Here is an 18,287-nt window from a genome sequence, read left to right as displayed (position 1 = left end):
TCATGCCCTCCCCAGAACCAGCGAGCTGTTGACGCCGCCGAACCCGAACGAATTGGACATCACCACATTGATCGACTGGCGCACCGGCTCGCTGAGAAACTTCAATGAGGGGTATTCGGCGCGATCGTGATCGTAGTTCAAGGTCGGCAACAGCACGCCGTCCCGCAGGCTGATCAATGACAGCACCGCTTCAATCGCGCCGCTGCCCGCCAGGGAATGACCGATGGCCGATTTGTTGGCAGTGAACGTCACATGTTCCTGGCACTCGCCGAACACGCGCTGCAAGGCCAAAGCCTCGCAGCTGTCGTTGGCCTGGGTAGACGTGCCATGGGTGTTGACGTGTTGCACGGCGCTGCTGAGCAGCCCGGCGTCTTCGATTGCAGCTTCCATGCATTCCTCGTATTTGCTGCCGTCCCGGCTGCTGGAGGTCATTTTTTGTGCCTCGCACATATTCGCGTAACCCAGCACGTGCCCCAACGGCGCGGCTTTGCGACGTTGCGCATGCTCGGCGGATTCGAGAATGATCATGGCCGCGCCCTCGCTGATCACGAAGCCACAGCGGTCCGGCATGAACGGTCGACTCTGCTCGCTTGCCGGCAGGTCGGCCTGGCACAGCGCGCCCAGGCTGTTGAACATGTAGTACGGCAACTCGTTGGCCATCAGTTCGACGGCACCGCAAATGGCCAGGTCGATTTCACCGCGCTCGATCGCCCGGTAGGCGCTGCCGATCGCCATGGTGCCGGCGGCGCAGGCATCGGAGTGGGTCGAAATGTGATCGCGGATACCGAGCATCTCGGCCAGGTGCTGGGTCTGCTGATCGACCCGGCGCCCGAAGACCGCGCTCGACGCCGCCGGGTTATCCAGCAGTTGATCCAGATCGACACGCCCGGCCTCATCCATGCAGCGACTGGCCCGGTGCAGATCGTGACTGTCCGCGCAGTACTTGTTGGCCCCCAGGAACAATCCGCTGCGGGCGTGAGCAAAGGCTGTCGGGGTCAGACCGGCATGCTGAATGGCTTGTCGAGCGACGAACTCGGCCAGCACACTTTGCCGTGGATGCAGCGCAGCATTGCCGCCGAAACCCGCGGCGATCTGCTGCCACTGGCCGTCATCGATAAACCCGGCAGCGCTGTTGTTGAAGCCCAGCGCCTTGAACCGTGGATGTTCGCGAACACAGGACTGCTTCTGGCAGATCCGCTCGAACAACGTGGCGGCGTCCAGTGCCATGGGCGCCACCAGACCGAATCCGGTCACATAGACTTCTCGTGCCCGCATGAGAACTCCTACACCGTCTCATTGACGTGAGTGGCCACAAATTGCTCCACCAGTTGGCGTGAAACCTCGTCGCCGTCGGCCGGCACCAGCCGCGCACTGCACGCGTCACAGACCACTTGCTGACGTTCGTTCAGCACGGCTTTTTGAGCGCCGCAATCGGGGCAGTTCTGCGGCAGATAGTTGAAGAGGTTGCGGCACTGTTGCGCCCAGTTGCGCACGGTGGTGGCGGCAAATACCTGCGCCGGTTGCATGCCGGACTGGAGTTGATCCGGGGAGTAGGCGCTGAGGCTCTGTTCAAGCAAGGCCTTGCCGTTTTCAGTGATGCGACCGCTGGCCAGGAACTCGCCGGCGTCGCCGCAGACAGCGACGGCGTGATCGAGCACGCTGGTTTTGGGCAAGGTGCAGCCATACTGACGGCCCAGTTGAAAGCTCAGGTCGACGATGTCCAGCGAATCGGCGCTGAGATCCTCGACGATACTGCTGTTCTCATCGATATCATCGACGCTCATCACCAACAGTTGCGCGAGGATCTCGCGGGTGCTGACAATGACGTTTTCCAACTCCAATGGATTGTTCATCTCTATCTCCCTATATCGTGATTGCTTCATGAATTCCGTATGTGAGAAGTAACTTTTCCCACAGCAACTTCTGACGCGGCGGAAATCTAAACTCTGCCCTTAAGGGGAGAGTCAACGAACTATTCAAAGTTTTTTAACCACTTGAGACAGACGTCCTAACAGGCCTGCGCACCGCACTCGATTGGTGCGAAGCCCCATGCCTGTCGACTTATTTACTTAACAAAGGCTGCGTATGGTGGGGTGCACACTGTATCGCCGGCTAAATAGAGAGAGGCTCGAAAGTATTAACTTCTGGCTGACAGCACAGACGTACCAATAATAAAAACCGGATAAGAAACAGTTATAACTTCATAACTTTCAACCTAGCCCTTAGATAATGCGCCTTGAGGATTTAGAAGCCGATCAGGCAAATCGGCACAGCGCTTCTGGGTAACTGAGTGTCGAGCACAGACAACTGACCGAGTGCGGGGCGCTATAGGGTGCGGCTTCAGTTCTCTAATCCACTGCCCCGGAGTCCACATGACCGCACCTATTACCGTTCTTCGCGACACTCATCCGCTGCCGGTGCTCGACGCCTGCAAATGGGAAAAACTCGAAGGCGACCCGCACACCGTCAACCTCAACGCCTACACCAGCGAAGACGGCAGCAAGATCATGGGCACCTGGATCTGCACGCCGGGCAAGTGGTATGTGGAATACGTGAAGTGGGAATACTGCGATTTCCGCGAGGGGTATTGCATCATCACCCCGGAAGGCAAAGAGCCGATCCATCTGCGTGCCGGTGATATTTTCGTCATTGAGCCGGGGATGAAAGGCACGTGGGAAGTGGTTGAAACCGTGCGCAAGTATTTCGTGTTTGCCTGATGCAAAAAACCGGGAGACCACCCGACGTGGTCTCCCGGTAAATACGCATTCCTTGTGGCGAGGGAGCTTGCTCCCGCTCGGTTGCGAAGCTGCCGTAAAATCAGCAACTGCGTTTTATCTGACGCACCTCGTTCACGGGCATCAGGTCCGCTTCGCGAACCAGCGGGAGCAAGCTCCCTCGCCACAAAAGCCTTTAATCACACTCCCCGGAAAACTTCTTACTGGGGTTTGCGATAGCTGTTGATGATCGCCGAGAAGTCCTTGCCACCCTCCCCACGCTGGCTCATCGCCTGATACAACTGCTGGGCCACCGCGCCGAGCACCACCGGTTGGTGCGCCTGACGTGCCGCCTCAGTGGCCAGCCCCAGATCCTTGAGCATCAGTTCGGCACCGAAACCACCGGTATAACCGCGCGAGGCCGGTGCCGTTTCGACGATGCCGGGCCACGGGTTGTACATCTCCGAACTCCAGCAACGCCCGGTGGAACTGTTGATGATCCCGGCCAGCACGGTGGTGTCGATGCCGAGGGCATCGCCCAACGCCATGGCTTCACTGACGCCGACCATGGAAATCGCCAGCAGCAGGTTGTTGCAGATCTTGGCGATTTGCCCGGTGCCGACTTCACCGCAATGAACGATGTTGCGGCCCATCTGCGCCAGCACCGGTTGCAGGGTCGCAAACAGTTCAGGCGTGGCGCCGACCATGAAAGTCAGCGTCCCCGCCGCCGCACCGCCCGTACCGCCAGAGACTGGCGCATCGGCCATGGCCACGCCTTGCTTGGCCGCAGCGGCTGCCACATCGCGCGCAGTCTGCGGATCGATGGTGCTGCAGTCCACGGCTGGCACGCCTTTGCCGATACCGGCGAGCACGCCGTCCTCACCCAGCCAGACGCTGCGGACATGCACAGCGGCGGGCAGCATGGTGACCACCAGTTCCGCGCCTTGCGCCGCTTCACGTGCCGAAGCGCTGATGCTGCCGCCCAGTTGTTCCAGCTCCGCCAGAACGGTTTTGTTCAGGTCCACCAGGCTCAGTGCATGGCCGGCCTTGATCAGGTTGCGCGCCATCGGCGCGCCCATGTTGCCGAGACCGATAAAAGCGATTTTCATGTCCCGCTCCTTAACGCAAGTTGATGGTGGTGTTCACACCGTCGTTGACGCTGTCGTCATCGAACCAGCGACTGGTGACCGTCTTGGTCTGAGTGTAGAACTGCACCACTTGCTTGCCATACGGACCGAGGTCACCCAGTTTGGAGCCGCGCGAACCGGTGAAGCTGAAGAACGGGACCGGCACCGGAATCGGGATGTTGATGCCGACCTGGCCAACGTCGATTTCGGTCTGGAATTTGCGCGCGGCCGCACCGCTTTGGGTGAACAGGCCGGTGCCGTTGCCGAACGGGTTGGCGTTGACCAGTGCGATGGCCTCATCGAGGGTATCGACTTCCAGGACCACCAGCACCGGGCCGAAGATTTCCTGGGTGTAGATTTGCATCTCGGGGGTCACGCCGGAGAACAGGGTCGGGCCGACAAAGTTGCCCTTCTCGAAGCCTGGAACGGTGACGTCGCGACCATCCAGCTCCAGCTTGGCGCCTTCCTTGATGCCGCTCTCGATCAGGTCGAGAATCCGCTGTTTGGCTTTTTTCGAGATCACCGGGCCAACGTCAGTGCCCGGCTCGCTGCCGGCATTCACGGTGAGTTTTTGCGCCAGCGCTTTCAGGTCCGGCAACCATTGTTTGGCCGCGCCCACCAGCACCACCACGGACGTGGCCATGCAACGTTGGCCCGCTGCGCCGAAACCGGCGCCGACCAGCGCATTCAGTGCTTGTACGCGATTGGCATCAGGCAGAACCACGGCGTGGTTTTTCGCGCCCATCATCGATTGCACGCGCTTGCCGTGTTTGCCGGCCAGGTCGTAGACGTGAGTACCGACCGCAGTCGAACCGACGAAGGAAACAGCCTTGATGTCTTTGTGGGTGCAGAGCGCGTCGACCACGTCCTTGCCGCCATGCACCACGTTGAGCACGCCCGCTGGAACGCCGGCCTCGATCGCCAGTTCCACCAGCAGCATGGTCGACATCGGGTCCTGTTCGGACGGCTTGAGCACAAAGGTGTTGCCGCAGGCGATGGCCATCGGGAACATCCACAGCGGAATCATCGCCGGGAAGTTGAACGGGGTGATGCCGGCGCAGACGCCGATGGGCTGACGCAGGGTGTAGGTATCGACGCCGCCGGCGACGTTTTCGGCGAACTCACCCATTTGCAGGGTGCCGATGGAACAAGCGTGTTCGACCACTTCCAGACCGCGGAAGATGTCGCCCTCAGCGTCGGCGATGGTTTTGCCCTGCTCGTTGCTGAGCACCACGGCGATGCGCTTGGAGTGCTCGCGAATCAACGCCTGGAGCTTGAGCATGATGCGCATCCGCGCGCCGATCGGCGTCAGCTTCCAGGTCTGGAAGGCGCGATGGGCAGCACTGATCGCGGCGTCCACTTCCTGCGCGGTGGCGAACGGAACCTTGGCCAGCACTTGCTGGGTGGCCGGGTTGACGATGTCGTGCCACTCGGCGGTCTGGGACTCGACCCACTCGCCGTCGATCAACAGCTTGACCGTTTGCACAGTGGTTTCGTTTGGCGTGAGCGATGCGTTCATGTTGGGTCTCCGGGACGTTGTTGTTATCTAGAGAACTATCTTGAGAGCCAAGGCGAGATAGCAGCCTTGAGATGAGGCGTGTGTCACGAATTGGTTGTCGGACTGTTTTTGGAGTATAGATGTGCAAACTTCTAATAAGAACGCACATAAAAGCCGGTCCATCATGCAAAAAACATCACGTCGTTAGGCTCATTGAACTGGGATGACCTCAAGTTTTTCCTCGAAGTCGCCCGCACCCGCAAGGCCAGCACCGCGGCCAAGCGCCTGGCGGTGGACTACACCACCGTGTCGCGGCGCATCAGTTCATTGGAAGCGGCATTGGGTACATTGCTGTTCGAGAAGTCCCGGACCAGCGGTTTTGTCCTGACCACCGAAGGTCAGCGATTGCTTGGTTACGCGGAATCGATTGAAAGCACGCTGCACATGGCTTGCGAACAGGTTTCAGGCTCCGGCGTGGCGCTGTCCGGGCATGTGCGCATGGGTTGCACCGAAGGCTTCGGCAGTTTTTTCATCACCCCGCAGCTGAGCCATTTTGTCGACGCCTACCCGGCGATCTCGGTGGACATCCTGCCGCTGCCGCACTTCATCAGCCTGTCCAAGCGCGAGGCGGACATCGTCATCGCCCTGGAGCGCCCGGAACATGGCCCTTACGTCTGCTGCAAACTCTGCGACTACAAACTGCAGCTTTATGCGACGCAGGATTATCTGGACAAGCACCCGCCGATCCGCCGCCCGGCAGATTTGGGCAAGCATTCATTCATCAGTTATGTCGACGATCTGGCGTTTAGCTCGGAGCTGTTGTACCTGGCGAATGTGTTGCCCGGCGCCAGCGCCAACTTGCGCAGCACCAGCGTGATCGCACAATTCGTGGCGGCGCAGCAAGGACGGTCATTGGCGATTCTGCCGTGCTTCCTCGCGGCGCAGGACTCGCGCTTGCTTCCGGTGTTGCCGGAAGAGATCAACATCACGCGGCAGTTCTGGATGTACTGCCGGGAGGATCTGAGGAAGCTCAAGCGGATCACCCTGTTGTGGGATTACATCCGTTCGGTCACCGAGCAGAATCAGAGTCTGTTGATGGGCGAAAGCCGGGAGATGTTGTTCGCCGACTAATCGGCGCTCACCACGATCGATACCCGGCGGTTTTCGGTGCGGCCAGAGGCGGTGTCGTTCGACGTCACCGGCTGACTGCTGCCAAGACCGCGCAGTTGGATGTTTTCTTCTTTCATGCCCACCGTGGTCAACACTTTGCCGACGCTTTTCGCGCGACGCAGGGAAAGTTGTTCGTTATAGGACTCTTTGCCCGAGGCATCCGTGTGACCGTCGACCCGCACTCGCTCGATGCCGACACCCAGCAAGGCCTTGCCGATCTGTTGGACGATCCCGGTACTGGCGGCGTTCAGGCTGTCATCGTCACTGCCAAACAGCACTTTGCCGGATAGACCGAACGCCCAGCCCTCATCGGTCAGCTCGAAGCCTTGCTGTTTGAGTACAGTGATTTGCGCCGGGGTCAGCCCCTTTTGCGGTGCGGTCTGGCACCCGGTCAATGCCAGGACGGCCATGAACAAGGTGATTGCGAAAAATCGCGGGGAACGCTGGGTAAATGAGAACACGGCAATTTAGCTCCTGGTGTGTACGTGGGCGACCGGGTGCTCCGCCCCGGACGTGTGCTGCGCACCTCGGGAAAGGCGCTTGGCCTGGTACATCGCCGCATCGGCGGCATTGAGCAATGCGCCCGGGGTGGCACCATGATCCGGGTACACGGCGATACCGATACTGAGTGAAGTCAGGACCTGGGTATGACCCGGTAACGGGATGGGCTCTTCCATGCTGGCAAGGATCTTGTCAGCGATCCGCTCGGCGTCTTCGGTTTTATGCAGCGGCGTCAGCAACACCGCAAATTCGTCACCACCCAGCCGCGCCACCAGATCCTCTTCACGCAACTGCGCCCGAACCCTGCTGGCGACGGCAACCAGCACGGCGTCGCCGGCGGCATGACCGAAGCTGTCATTGATTTCCTTGAACCGGTCACTGTCGAGAAACAGCACAGCCACGCGCTCATTGAGCTTGTGGGCATTGCGCAGTGCACGCATCAGACGGCCTTCGAAAAACGCCCGGTTTGGCAATCCGGTGAGGCTGTCGTGGCTGGCTTGGTGCGCCAGGGTTTCGTTTTCGCTTTGCAGGTGGGTCTGCCAGGACTCGAGTTCATCGAGCAAGGCATTGAAGTCGTTGCCCAGGTTGTCGAGTTCAGCGATATCGGCGGGTGGCACGCGCCGGTCGAAGGCTCGATCGCTGCGGGCGGCGTGGGCTACGGCGGCCAGGCTTCGCAGAGGCCCCGTGATTCCGCGAAGTTGTCGGCGTGCCAGATAGAGTGCGACCCAGGCGCTGATGGCCGTACACAGAATAATGCCCATCAGGCCGCTGAGCAGAAAACGCATCAAGCTGCCACCGTGACCGGTGAGCTGAATGCTGCCGATTTCCCGACCTTGATGAACGATCGGCATGTCGATGGGTTTTTCCAGAAAGGCTTTGGCGATCTGCAATTCCAGATCAGAGAGCAAGCCGCTTTCCGGTCGCTGCCAACGGGCCAGTAACCGGCCTTTTTCATCCAGCACCCTGGCGTCAGCGACTTCTTCAGTGGAGGCGATCAATGCCAGGGCCTCAGTGGCAGCGGCTTTGTCGTTGAACACCACCGCGGCTTCCACGGTGTAATTGATCGAGCGTGCGATCAGGTGCAGGTTGTGGTCGGCATACACCCGCAACGCCAATACACCCAGCAGTGTCAGCGAGACGCTGGCCATGGCCACGGCGACCAGGGCGACGATCAAATGTCCCCGGCCAATGACCGAGCGCAACGTTGGACGACTACCCGGCTTGAATAGACTCATGGCGCCGCCGGCTTGCGGCGGGACAGTTGCAGCACACTGGGGTGAATGCGCACGCCGCTACGGGCGACGGAATCGAGGTTGACCTCAAAAGATACCTGATCATCAGTGACCCTGAGGCAAAACAGACTGCCGACGGTGCATTGATCATCGCTCTCGCTGATGCTCAACACCGGGCGTCCTGTCAGCGAAGCAAAGAGTTGGCGGCGCTCGTCGTCGGTCAATTTGCCGATGTACACCGCATCGCACTCACCGACGATCGACGGATTGTCGGCCAACAGCCGGCGCACAGTGACGGGCCGGCCGGTGGCTTGGGTTGTGCCCTTGACCAGGTCGTCGGTGTATTCGGTGGGGCCGACCACGCACAGCCGCAGTTGCGCAGGCTCAACAGGCCAGCGCGCATAACTGAGAATCCCGAGGACAACCTGAGTGACCGATCTGGCACGTTGGTCGGCCATGCTCACCGGGGTTTCCGATTGAGCGAACACGACACCGGTCAGCAAGCAGAGGAGCCCCGCGAGCAGCACTTGCTTGCGGCTAACGACGCGCCCTGTCGTCAAGACAGCCACCTTCATGCGGGGATTCTCTTCGATATTACGAAATAATGTCGCAACGATAGCATAGCGTTTACCCCCCAGCGAGGCGGTGCACTACGGCACTTCGGACAGTTTCCGGCGCACACGCCAGCCTATCGATGGCTCGGCTCAACCCCATCGTCCAACTCCAGCATTAACCCGCTCAAGCGCTTGACCTTGCGCCGCACGGCCTCCTCAAACACTCCGGCCCGTGGCTCGATCAAGGTGAACCAGTTCTTGGCCCGGGTGATCCCGGTGTAGATCAACTCCTTGGTCAGTACAGGGTTCAGCGCATCCGGCAGAATCAACGCCGTATGGGCAAACTCCGAGCCCTGGGATTTGTGTACGGTCATGGCATAAACCGTCTCGACATCGTTGAGTCGACTCGGTAGAACAAATCGCACGCCACCCTGGCCATCATTGCGCGGGAACGCCACACGCAGTACGTGCTTGCCAGCTTCAGGCCCATCACGTTCCGGCAGTTTGAGGGCAATACCGATATCACCGTTCATCAACCCCAAGCCATAGTCATTACGCGTCATCAATACCGGTCGACCTTCGTACCACTGCTGGTCGCTGTCGATCACTCGAGCCTTGAGCAGCGCGGCGGTTACACGTTGATTCAATCCCTCCACGCCCCACGGCCCTTTGCGTACCGCGCACAACAACTGGAAGGCGTCGAAAGCTTGCAATACCTGACGCGCCCAATCGGTCCAGCGGGAGTCTTCGAGCAGGCTGTCGAGCGGTGGCCGCTGGCTGCGAAGCACACTCAGGTAGTGGCGATAACCTTGCGGTCCGTCGCCATGGCCTTCGAGCAGCAAGTGTTCCAGCGCCCGGTCGTGCTCACCTTTGAGGGGCAGGGAAAACACGTCGGCGTGACTTCGAGCAGCCAGCAACGTGCGGGCTTCCTCCGGTTGCTGCTGATTGACCCATCGCGCCAACTGGCCAATGCCGCTGCCTTCACCGAACCGGCGCGAGTGACGCAGCATCACCACTTGCTGGGCCAGGGGGTGAGTCGCGTCAGTGTCTTCCTGCAAACCGCTGGCCAGCAGGCTTTCACCACTGACCGTCTCCAGCCACTGGCGCGTCTGCGGACTGTACCAACCGGCCTCGGCGTCGCGGCACAAATCACCAAGCACGGCGCCGGCCTCCACCGATGCCAGTTGGTCCTTGTCACCGAGCAACACCAGCCGGGCATGAGCCGGCATCGCGTCGAGCAAGTTCGCCATCATCTCCAGGTCAATCATTGAGGCTTCGTCCACCACCAGCACATCCAGCGGCAAGCGATTACCGGCATGGTGACGGAAGTGCCGGGTACCGGGGCGACTGCCAAGCAGGCGGTGCACGGTAGTCACGTCAGAGGGGATCTTGTTTCTTACGTTTTCATCGACTTCCAGCGTCCGGACTTGCTGGCTGATGGATTCTGTCAGCCGTGCCGCCGCTTTACCGGTGGGTGCGGCAAGGCGAATTCGCAACGGTTTGCCGGCCTCCACCGCTGGCGCCTGGAGCAATGCCAGCAACCGCACGACCGTGGTGGTTTTACCGGTCCCCGGGCCGCCGGTGACGATACTGAACGCACTGCGGGTAGCCAGGGCACAGGCGAGTTTCTGCCAATCGATCACTTCGCCGGGCCTGGCTGGACCGAATAAACCAGTGAGTCGCTGGGGCAAGTCATTCGGCGTTGTTTCGTGTTCAGCCAGGCGCAGGCGAAGGGCGTTGTCGATGCGTCTTTCGTAAACCCAGTAGCGACGCAGGTACAGGCGCTTGCCCGACAACACCAAGGGCCGTGATTGCGCAGCCTCACGACCATCGACCGCCAGAGCCACCAGACGGCTGGACGCCAGGACCTTGCACCAATGGGCGCCATCCAGCGCCTCAAGCAGTTGCGACGGCAACAGCATCGCACCACTTTGCAGATCGCCTTCGGGTGGCAGCGACAGGGCAAAATCCGGCTCTTTGAGCGTCTCGAACAGGTCCAGGCAGACATGGCCGTGACCCAGTTGGTGGCTGGTCAATGCGGCGGCAAGCAACACCAACGGATCGTCGTCGGGGGCAAGCTCGTGGAGGAAGGCCACGAAGGCTTTGTCCAGCGCCCGCAGCCAGCCGCGTTCGACCCAGCGCGAGAGTAAAAGCAACAAGTCATCGGCACGACTCAGGGGTGCCAGATCCGCCATGGTTTCGGCTGCCAATGACGTGGGCAGCAAATCGGCGAAGGTGCGGCTCATAACAATACTCCCTGTTCCCAGGCGGGTTCGGCCTTGGGTTCTGGCTTGCCCTGGAAGAGTCGATCCAGACGCTCGATCAGCTCTCTGGGCGGACGGGAGAAATAGACGCCCTGGGTGGATGCCCGTGTGCCGCGCAAGAACAAATACAGAGCGCCACCGACATGCCGGTCGTAATCGTAGTCGGCAAGCCGCGCCTTGAGCTGGCGATGCAGGGCCAGCAGGTACAACACGTATTGCAGGTCGTAACGATTGTCGAGAATCGACTGCTCCATGGCCTGCTCGGTGTATGCCGCGTCATCTGGGCCCAGCCAGTTGGATTTGTAGTCGGCAACGTAATATCGGCCGTCGTGTTCGAACGTCAAGTCGATGAAACCCTTGAACATGCCGTTGAGCGAGACCGGTTCAGCGGCGACCCGGGCGACGCCGTTGTGGGTGTATTGGCGCACCAGTTCATCCAGCTTGAGCACGTCGACTTTATGGCTGGCGAACCAGAATTCCATCTCGACGCGGTATTGAGTGAGCTGCTCGAACACGACCGGAGGCTGCCCCCCGCCGAGGTGCAACGAAGACTTGAGCAAGTGCTGCAACCAATCACTCAGCGTGGTGATCCAGCCTTCCCAGCCTCGGCGGTTGCAGCGGCGGGCAATGGCATCTTCCACGACTTGTGGTGCAGCAGAAAAACCTTCATCACCGGCCCACTCCAGCAAACCATGGAGAAAGGTGCCGGGGTTGGGGCCGCGGGGGAACCGATGGATATCGGCACCACCGACGGCCACTTCTCGTGGCGCCTGCGGATCGAGACGTTCATCGTCAAAGAGCTTTTGCGCCTGCGGGTTCTCCGGGGCCTCGTCACTGCCTACGCTCAGACTGTCGCCGATACGCAAAGCGCTGTACGAAGCAATCCACCAGTTTTCACTGGCCTTGCGCTTGGGTATCAGCGGCGCAAGCAACGTCGCGTCATTGCGTGGCGGATGGTAATGCTCGGCCGTCGCTGGCGGCATATCACCGTACAGAAGCGCCGGGCAGTCCTGCTGGAGGTCTTCGAGCCAGCGTTTCAAACCTGCGGACTCGGCCAGAGGGCACCACCGCCGAGCAAGTAACCCAATGCAGAAAGGTGCAGCACCGAGCTGTTGTTATTGCCGCGCTTGAGATCGGTCACACCCAGCCAGCAGGCATGTTGCGCCCGGGTCAGGGCGACATAGAGCAAACGCAGATCCTCCGCCAGACGTTCATCATCGGCGAGAGCGATCAACTCCGCAGTCGGTTTCAAGGTCACCTGCGCCTTGCCGTTTGAATCGTGGTAATGCAGCGGCAAACGGCTGCCATCCACCGGTTTTGCCGAGCAAATGAACGGCAGAAACACCAAGGGATACTCAAGGCCCTTGGACTTGTGAATGGTCACGACCTTAACCAGTTGCTCGTCGCTTTCCAGACGCAGGATCTGTTCTTCGCCGGCCTGACCGGACAACGCCAGATGCTCGGACAAATGACGAATCAGCGCTTGCTCGCCGTCGAGTTCGGCGGCGGCTTGTTGCAACAACTCGGACAGGTGCAGCAGGTTAGTCAGTACCCGTTCACCGTCGCTGCGGGCGATCAACGATCGAGGCAACTGGAAGTCATGCAGCAAGCGCCGCAACATGGGCAGCACGCCTTGCTTGCGCCACAGCTCGCGATAACCGCGGAACTGCATGACCCGCGCTTCCCAGGCCAGTTCGTCCTGATTCAGCCGCTCCAGTTCCGCCAGGGAAAGGTTCAGCGTGATGCTGGCCAATGCGGCTCGCAGCGGTCGCTCGACATCCGGCTCGGCACAGGCTTTGAGCCAGGTCAGCAGGTCGTGGGCTTCTTGAGCGGCGAACACCGAATCCTTGTCCGACAGATAAACGCTGCGCACCCCGCGTGCAGACAGTTCGCCACGCACGGCCTGGGCCTCTTTGCCGTCGCGAACCAGAATCGCGATGTCCGCGGGTAGCAGGCCCCGGAAGTCCATGTCCTTCTCAATGAAACCTGCCCGACCTTCCTGGCCACCATTAAGTAACGCAGTGATTTCACTGGCGCACGCGGCGGCGAGTTTTTGTCGGTATTCCACGCCGGACAGCGGCTGATCGGCGGACAGGTGCCAGATGTTCAGAGCCGGCACGAGCTGGCCATCGATGTGCAGAACTTCTTTGCGCCCTTGGGACTCGACGGGCAGGAACGGTACCGGGTTCTCACCGTTCTTTTCACGAAACAGAAACGCGCCGCGCCCCAGCTCACGGGACTCCGCGCGTTCGAACACATGGTTCACCGCATTGACCATGCCATGGCTGGAACGGAAATTCGTACCCAGGGTATGCAGACGGCCGGCGGTGGCCTGGCGGGCTCGCAAGTAGGTGTAGATGTCGGCGCCACGAAAGGCGTAGATCGCTTGCTTGGGATCGCCGATCAGAAACAGGCCGCCTTCAGGGTTGTTGTCTTCGATGCGATAGATGCTTTCGAAAATCCGGTACTGCACCGGGTCGGTGTCCTGGAACTCATCGATCAGCGCCACCGGAAACTGTTCGCGGATCAAGGTCGCCAGGCGTTCACCACCCTCGGATTGCAACGCCGCATCGAGGCGCAGCAACATGTCGTCGAAGCCCATTTCCGCGCGGCGGCGTTTTTCTTCTTCGAACCGTGCCCCGACCCATTGCGCAGCATGTTGCAGAACGGCCGCGTCGGGGGTTGGCAAGCCGTCGAGGCTGGCCTTGAGCCCGGGCATGGCGTCCAGCCCCGGATGACTGGGGGCGGCGCCTTTCCAGGCTTCAGCCATGCCGTCAGGCGTCAGGCGAGTGAAGCCCGTGCCGATATCCAGTTGCTCAAGGGATTCATCTTCAGCCCATGCTTTGAGCTTTTCGAACCAGGGTTCGAAATAACGTGCCTGCATCTTTCGACCATCGACACTTTTGCTCGCAACACCTTGGTGACAGATGGCAAGCAGTTCGTCCGCCCATTGGCGCCAGGGCATCTTGAGTTCGAGCAAGGCCAGTCGCCGTTCCTGCAAGCACTCGGCGATCAGCTCGGCAGGCTCCTTGCCTTCAGTGCTGTCACGCTCACTGGCGAATAAACTACGTACTCGCGGTAATAACGCCGCTGGCCCTCCCCAATTACCCCGCACCCAGTTCAGCGCATCACCTTGCATCGGATAGCAGAACAGCCGCCAGTAATCACGCAGGACTTCACCCAGCAAGTCGCTGTGATCGGTTTCCAGGGTCTGGGTAAACAGGCTGCCACTGTCAAACGCGTGCTCACGCAACATGCGCTGGCACCAACTGTGAATGGTCGAGACGGCGGCTTCATCCATCCACTGCGCGGCAATGTCCAGACGGTTTGCACAGCCGGACCACTGTTCCGGGAGGTACTGGTCACGCAACTCCGCGATGAGGCTATCGGGTGCCTGGGTCTCGTCACGAAAGTATCGGGCCGCTTCGGCCAGTCGGGTACGAATACGCTCGCGCAGCTCTTTGGTCGCGGCATCAGTGAACGTGACCACAAGGATTTGCGGCGGCAAGAGTTCACGCCCAAACCCACTCGATTCGCCACCGTGACCAAGGACCAGACGCAAGTACAGCGCAGAAATGGTGAACGTCTTGCCGGTACCGGCGCTGGCTTCGATCAGTTGGCTGCCGCTCAGGGGAAAAGCCAGGGCCAGCGGTGTTTTCGTGGTCATGAGCACGCCTCCTCGCTGGTCAATGAACGCCAGGGGGCTTCAAGCATCGGTTTGTACAAAGCGTTGCACCAATCGGGGAAAGTCTCCTCGGCGGTCAGCGCGTCGTAATCAGCGAACTGTCGTGCCAGTGCCGGACTTTCGCGGCGTTCGCCGTCGGTGGTTTGACCGTCGCCTTCATAGGCCTTGCGAGCAGCGGTGTCGGCTTTGGCCGGGTCAGTTTGAGAGAGCCACGCGAAGGCGGTTTTCACGGCAATCGGCAGGGGTTGGCGCATGCCGGTTTGCCATGCTTGCAACAGGTTACTCAAGGCATGACGTGCAGCGCCCTGCTCCAAAGGGGCCAGTAGCAGACTGTCGTCACTGGCGACCAGCGCGGTGGTCATCGACATGCCGCTGGCGCAAGCGACCAGGTGATTGACCCAAGGTCGCGTCAGCCGATGCCACTTGCGGGTCTTGATCGAACCAATGCTGTTGGGAATCGTGGTAATCGACAACAGGCCACCATCCGCACGCTGGTGCAGGCCACTGAGCCAGCCTTCCAGGCGCAGGCCTTCCAGTTCCAGATTCACAGGCAACGCACTAGTCAGCGGCGTTGGCCACAACGTAAGGAGTTGTTGATAACGCTGCAACAGATCCGGCAGCGGTTCGATCAACTCTCGCTGCAGGCATTCGCCGAAACCGGCCATGGGCAAGAGCCCACTGTTTTGCAAACGTTTAGCACGGGCCTCAAGCGCATGATCGACGTGATCCAGTTGCCCGAGCGCCGCTTCGAGCAAACTGTCACTGAGGCTATAGCGTTGGAGAGCGTCGAGTACGAAGGGCTCTTCGTCGGCCAAGGGGGCTTCAGCCGCTTCGAAGAACACCTTGAGTCGCTGACTGAAAAAATGTCGCACGGGATTGCGCAGGAAATCCTGCAAATGACCGAGGCTCAGCGGCTCTTCCTGAACATAGGCATCAAGGGGCTTGATGCCCGTTGCCTGTTCACTGGCTTGATGAAGCACCTGCCACTCGCTTGCGAAACTGAACAAGTCATTACCTTCATGAAAATAGCGTGCGCTGAAGGGTTGCAGCGGGTGTTCCTGAGTCACCGATTCCAGCAGCTTTTCACTGTCGACCTGTAATCGCCAACCACCGGCAAGATGATCGCGCAGTTGACCAATCAGTACCGAGGCTGGGCGCTCGCTATTGTCCCGAATACTACGGCCGACCCAACTGATATAGAGTTGGTCACGTGCCGACAACAGGGCTTCCAACAAGAGATAGCGATCATCCTCGCGACGGGAACGATCACCCGGGCGGTAATCACTGCCCATGAGATCAAAGTCCAGCGGCGGTTGTGCACGCGGGTAATCTCCGTCATTCATCCCGAGCAGACAGACGAGTTTGAAGGGGATCGCCCGCATCGGCATCAAGGTGCAGAAGTTGACGGCTCCGGCCAGAAAACGCTGGGACAGCCGGCCCTGGTCGAGGCCTGCCAGCCAGGCTTCACGGACCACGGTCAAGGGCAGCTCATCATGCAAGCCCACTGATTCGCAGGTCTCGAGCCAGGTTTCCCGCAGTTCTTCAAGTTGACCCAGCAAGTAGTCGTCATGTTCATTGCTGGCCTGGAAGAACAACTGCACCAAAGCTTGCATCCTGACGCCCCATTGCTTAGGCGGTGCAGGTTGAGTCAGTTCCTGATGGGCAATCTCCAACGCGTCCAGCAGCGCAACCAAAGGACCGATGAGCGCAGCATCCAGACCGCCAATCTCGTCGTAAGGCTCAATGCCTTCGCAAGCAGCGGCGCTGCCGACGGCATAACCAAGCAGCATCCGGCGCAGGCCAAAACGCCAACTGTTTTGCTCCAGTTCTTGAGGCAAACCCAGACCCGCGCGCTGCTCGGCATTCATTCCCCAGCGAATACCAGCGCCTTCGATCCAGCGATGCAGGGTGGGCAGGTCACGTTCCTCGACACCGAAGCGAGCGCGCAGTGCAGGAACATCCAGCAAATCGAGGATCTCACTGACGGGGAAACGGCTGTCGGGCAGTTTGAGTAGATGTTCGACAGCAATCAGCAGCGGATCACGACCGCGCTGGCCTTGATCCGCCAGTGTGAAGGGGATGAAGCGCGGATCGAAGCGATCAAGTTGACCGAAGACTGCACGGATATGCGGAGCGTAGCTGTCGATGTCCGGAACCATCACGATTATGTCGCGAGGCTTCAAGTCTGGATCGGCACTGAAGCGTGCGAGCAACTGATCGTGGAGGATTTCCACTTCGCGCTGGGCGCTATGGGCGATGTGGAAACGAATGGATTCGTCCTGATTGAGATCGACAGGCGGCCAGAGCTCGCGGGTTTCATTCAAGGGGCGCAGTTCAAGGATGTCGTCCTGCAACTGGTTGAGCATGGTCTGTGGCTGGCTATCACTGAACAAGTCGATGCGCCCATCACGGAATGCCGAGCGGTAGCTGTTGGGATCGTCGTAGCTGTCGAGCAGATTGATGTAGTCCCGCCCCTGTTTGCCCCATGCCGCCAATAGCGGGTGTGCATGTTGGTGAAGGGTTTGCGGATCAAGCACAACAGGCATTCCGCTCTTGCGAGCCTGACGCTTGTATTGATGCCGCAGAAGGTCTTTATCGGCGACGATGTCTGCCCAATGATGACGACATGGGTTGTGTACGCAAAGCAGAACCTGGCTGAATCGCGCCAGTCCGGCGAGAGCTTCGAGCGCTTGCGCCGGGAGAGAGGAGATCCCGAAAACGATGACCCGGGAAGGTAATCCGCTGGGGGCCACGTCGAGGCTGTTGATGCGCTCGATGAACCGTTGATGAACACCGGCACGGCTTTGCGCCATGCCTTGCTCACCCACATCCAGCAACAGAGCCCGCCATAACTCTGCCTGCCAGCAGTTGGCTGGGGTCAGGGGCTTGGCTTCGCCTCGGCCGTTTCGCAATTGATGACGACCGTCCGCCCAATCTTCAAGCCAGTCGGCCCGGTATACCTGGTATTGGTCGAACAGATCAGCCAGCCGCTCGGACAGTTGGTAGCGTTTGCGCAGGTCAGTGTCATTGGTAAGGAAGCGTTGCAGCGGTTCGAAGTGCGGTTGATTGATCAACTGGGGAAGCAGACGCATCAGACGCCAGGTGAGCGGAGCTTTATCGAGCAGGGATTTGACCGGAATTTCATCACGACCCAGAACCATGCGATAGAGCTGCCACATGAAGCTGCCTGGGAGTTGAACGTCGATGGCTGCCGCAATGCCGCAGCCACCCATGTCGTCTTCTTCAGGGTCTTCAGCCAGAGCCAGTTTCAGCCACTGGGCGATGCCGTTGCTCTGTACCAGGGCGATTTCATTTTCCAAGGGAGCCAGCGGGTAGCGGCGCATCCAGCTGACCACCAGACTGCGCAACTCGCCCAGGCGGTTACCGTGAACCACCATAAAACCAGCACTGAGGGACGTCGCGTCCGGCATAAAGGCTTCCTTGGAAAAATACAAAAGCTAGGGCCGAACCTTAGCATTGTCGGGAGACTGTGACAGCCGGGAGCCGTCCGATGTTGCTGTACGAACTTTCCTGCGGACAAA

Annotated in this window: 11 protein-coding genes and 1 pseudogene; 2 read left to right on the top strand and 10 right to left on the bottom strand. The window is 59.9% G+C overall.

The annotated features are described in order from the left end of the window. Together HP062_RS24785 and HP062_RS24780 are read right to left on the bottom strand one after the other, a co-directional pair. A complete protein-coding gene (locus HP062_RS24785) occupies window positions 1–1,275 on the bottom strand; it encodes a beta-ketoacyl-[acyl-carrier-protein] synthase family protein (protein WP_172792202.1) in 1,275 nt (424 codons plus the stop codon). An 8-nt stretch (window positions 1,276–1,283) separates the two neighbouring features. Continuing rightward, window positions 1,284–1,853, bottom strand: coding sequence for an acyl carrier protein (locus HP062_RS24780; RefSeq protein WP_172792201.1), 570 nt, complete (start codon window positions 1,851–1,853; stop codon window positions 1,284–1,286). Between the two features lie 519 nt (window positions 1,854–2,372). Between HP062_RS24780 and HP062_RS24775 the strand changes: the two genes are divergently transcribed. After that, the gene (locus tag HP062_RS24775) at window positions 2,373–2,717 is read left to right on the top strand and encodes a cupin domain-containing protein (RefSeq protein ID WP_007946320.1); all 345 of its coding nucleotides are present in this window, start codon (window positions 2,373–2,375) and stop codon (window positions 2,715–2,717) included. Between the two features lie 218 nt (window positions 2,718–2,935). Here the strand turns inward: HP062_RS24775 and mmsB are convergent, their stop codons facing one another. Then, the gene (mmsB, locus tag HP062_RS24770) at window positions 2,936–3,823 is read right to left on the bottom strand and encodes a 3-hydroxyisobutyrate dehydrogenase (RefSeq protein WP_172792200.1); all 888 of its coding nucleotides are present in this window, start codon (window positions 3,821–3,823) and stop codon (window positions 2,936–2,938) included. Between the two features lie 10 nt (window positions 3,824–3,833). Beyond that, on the bottom strand, window positions 3,834–5,360 hold the full coding sequence (locus HP062_RS24765; protein ID WP_102595234.1) for a CoA-acylating methylmalonate-semialdehyde dehydrogenase: 1,527 nt from the start codon (window positions 5,358–5,360) through the stop codon (window positions 3,834–3,836). 174 nt (window positions 5,361–5,534) lie between these two features. Here HP062_RS24765 and HP062_RS24760 point away from each other — a divergent pair, with 174 nt between their 5' ends. Further along, on the top strand, window positions 5,535–6,470 hold the full coding sequence (locus tag HP062_RS24760) for a LysR family transcriptional regulator (protein ID WP_172792612.1): 936 nt from the start codon (window positions 5,535–5,537) through the stop codon (window positions 6,468–6,470). Here HP062_RS24760 and HP062_RS24755 read toward each other — a convergent pair. From HP062_RS24755 to recC, 6 genes and pseudogenes are all read right to left on the bottom strand, one after another. Continuing rightward, complete coding sequence (locus HP062_RS24755; RefSeq protein WP_172792199.1) at window positions 6,467–6,970, bottom strand: OmpA family protein; 504 nt, start codon at window positions 6,968–6,970, stop codon at window positions 6,467–6,469. The two genes, HP062_RS24760 and HP062_RS24755, sit on opposite strands and share 4 nt — an antisense overlap. A gap of 6 nt (window positions 6,971–6,976) precedes the next feature. Then, complete coding sequence (locus HP062_RS24750; protein WP_077747329.1) at window positions 6,977–8,245, bottom strand: diguanylate cyclase domain-containing protein; 1,269 nt, start codon at window positions 8,243–8,245, stop codon at window positions 6,977–6,979. Further along, on the bottom strand, window positions 8,242–8,817 hold the full coding sequence (locus HP062_RS24745) for a YfiR family protein (RefSeq protein WP_172792198.1): 576 nt from the start codon (window positions 8,815–8,817) through the stop codon (window positions 8,242–8,244). The genes HP062_RS24750 and HP062_RS24745 overlap by 4 nt, the downstream gene beginning before the upstream one ends. 113 nt (window positions 8,818–8,930) lie before the next feature. After that, complete coding sequence (gene recD, locus HP062_RS24740; protein WP_102595236.1) at window positions 8,931–11,042, bottom strand: exodeoxyribonuclease V subunit alpha; 2,112 nt, start codon at window positions 11,040–11,042, stop codon at window positions 8,931–8,933. Next, window positions 11,039–14,727 (bottom strand): annotated as a pseudogene (recB, locus tag HP062_RS24735) (exodeoxyribonuclease V subunit beta). The gene recD and the pseudogene recB overlap by 4 nt, the downstream one beginning before the upstream one ends. Beyond that, on the bottom strand, window positions 14,724–18,176 hold the full coding sequence (gene recC / locus HP062_RS24730; RefSeq protein WP_172792197.1) for an exodeoxyribonuclease V subunit gamma: 3,453 nt from the start codon (window positions 18,174–18,176) through the stop codon (window positions 14,724–14,726). Before recC ends, recB begins: the two are co-directional and overlap by 4 nt. Window positions 18,177–18,287 lie beyond the last annotated feature (111 nt).

Source organism: Pseudomonas sp. B14-6 (assembly GCF_013260315.1).
Lineage (GTDB): Bacteria > Pseudomonadota > Gammaproteobacteria > Pseudomonadales > Pseudomonadaceae > Aquipseudomonas > Aquipseudomonas mandelii.
Note: the sequence above shows the minus strand (reverse complement) of the source record. Positions and strands in the feature narration are given on the sequence as shown.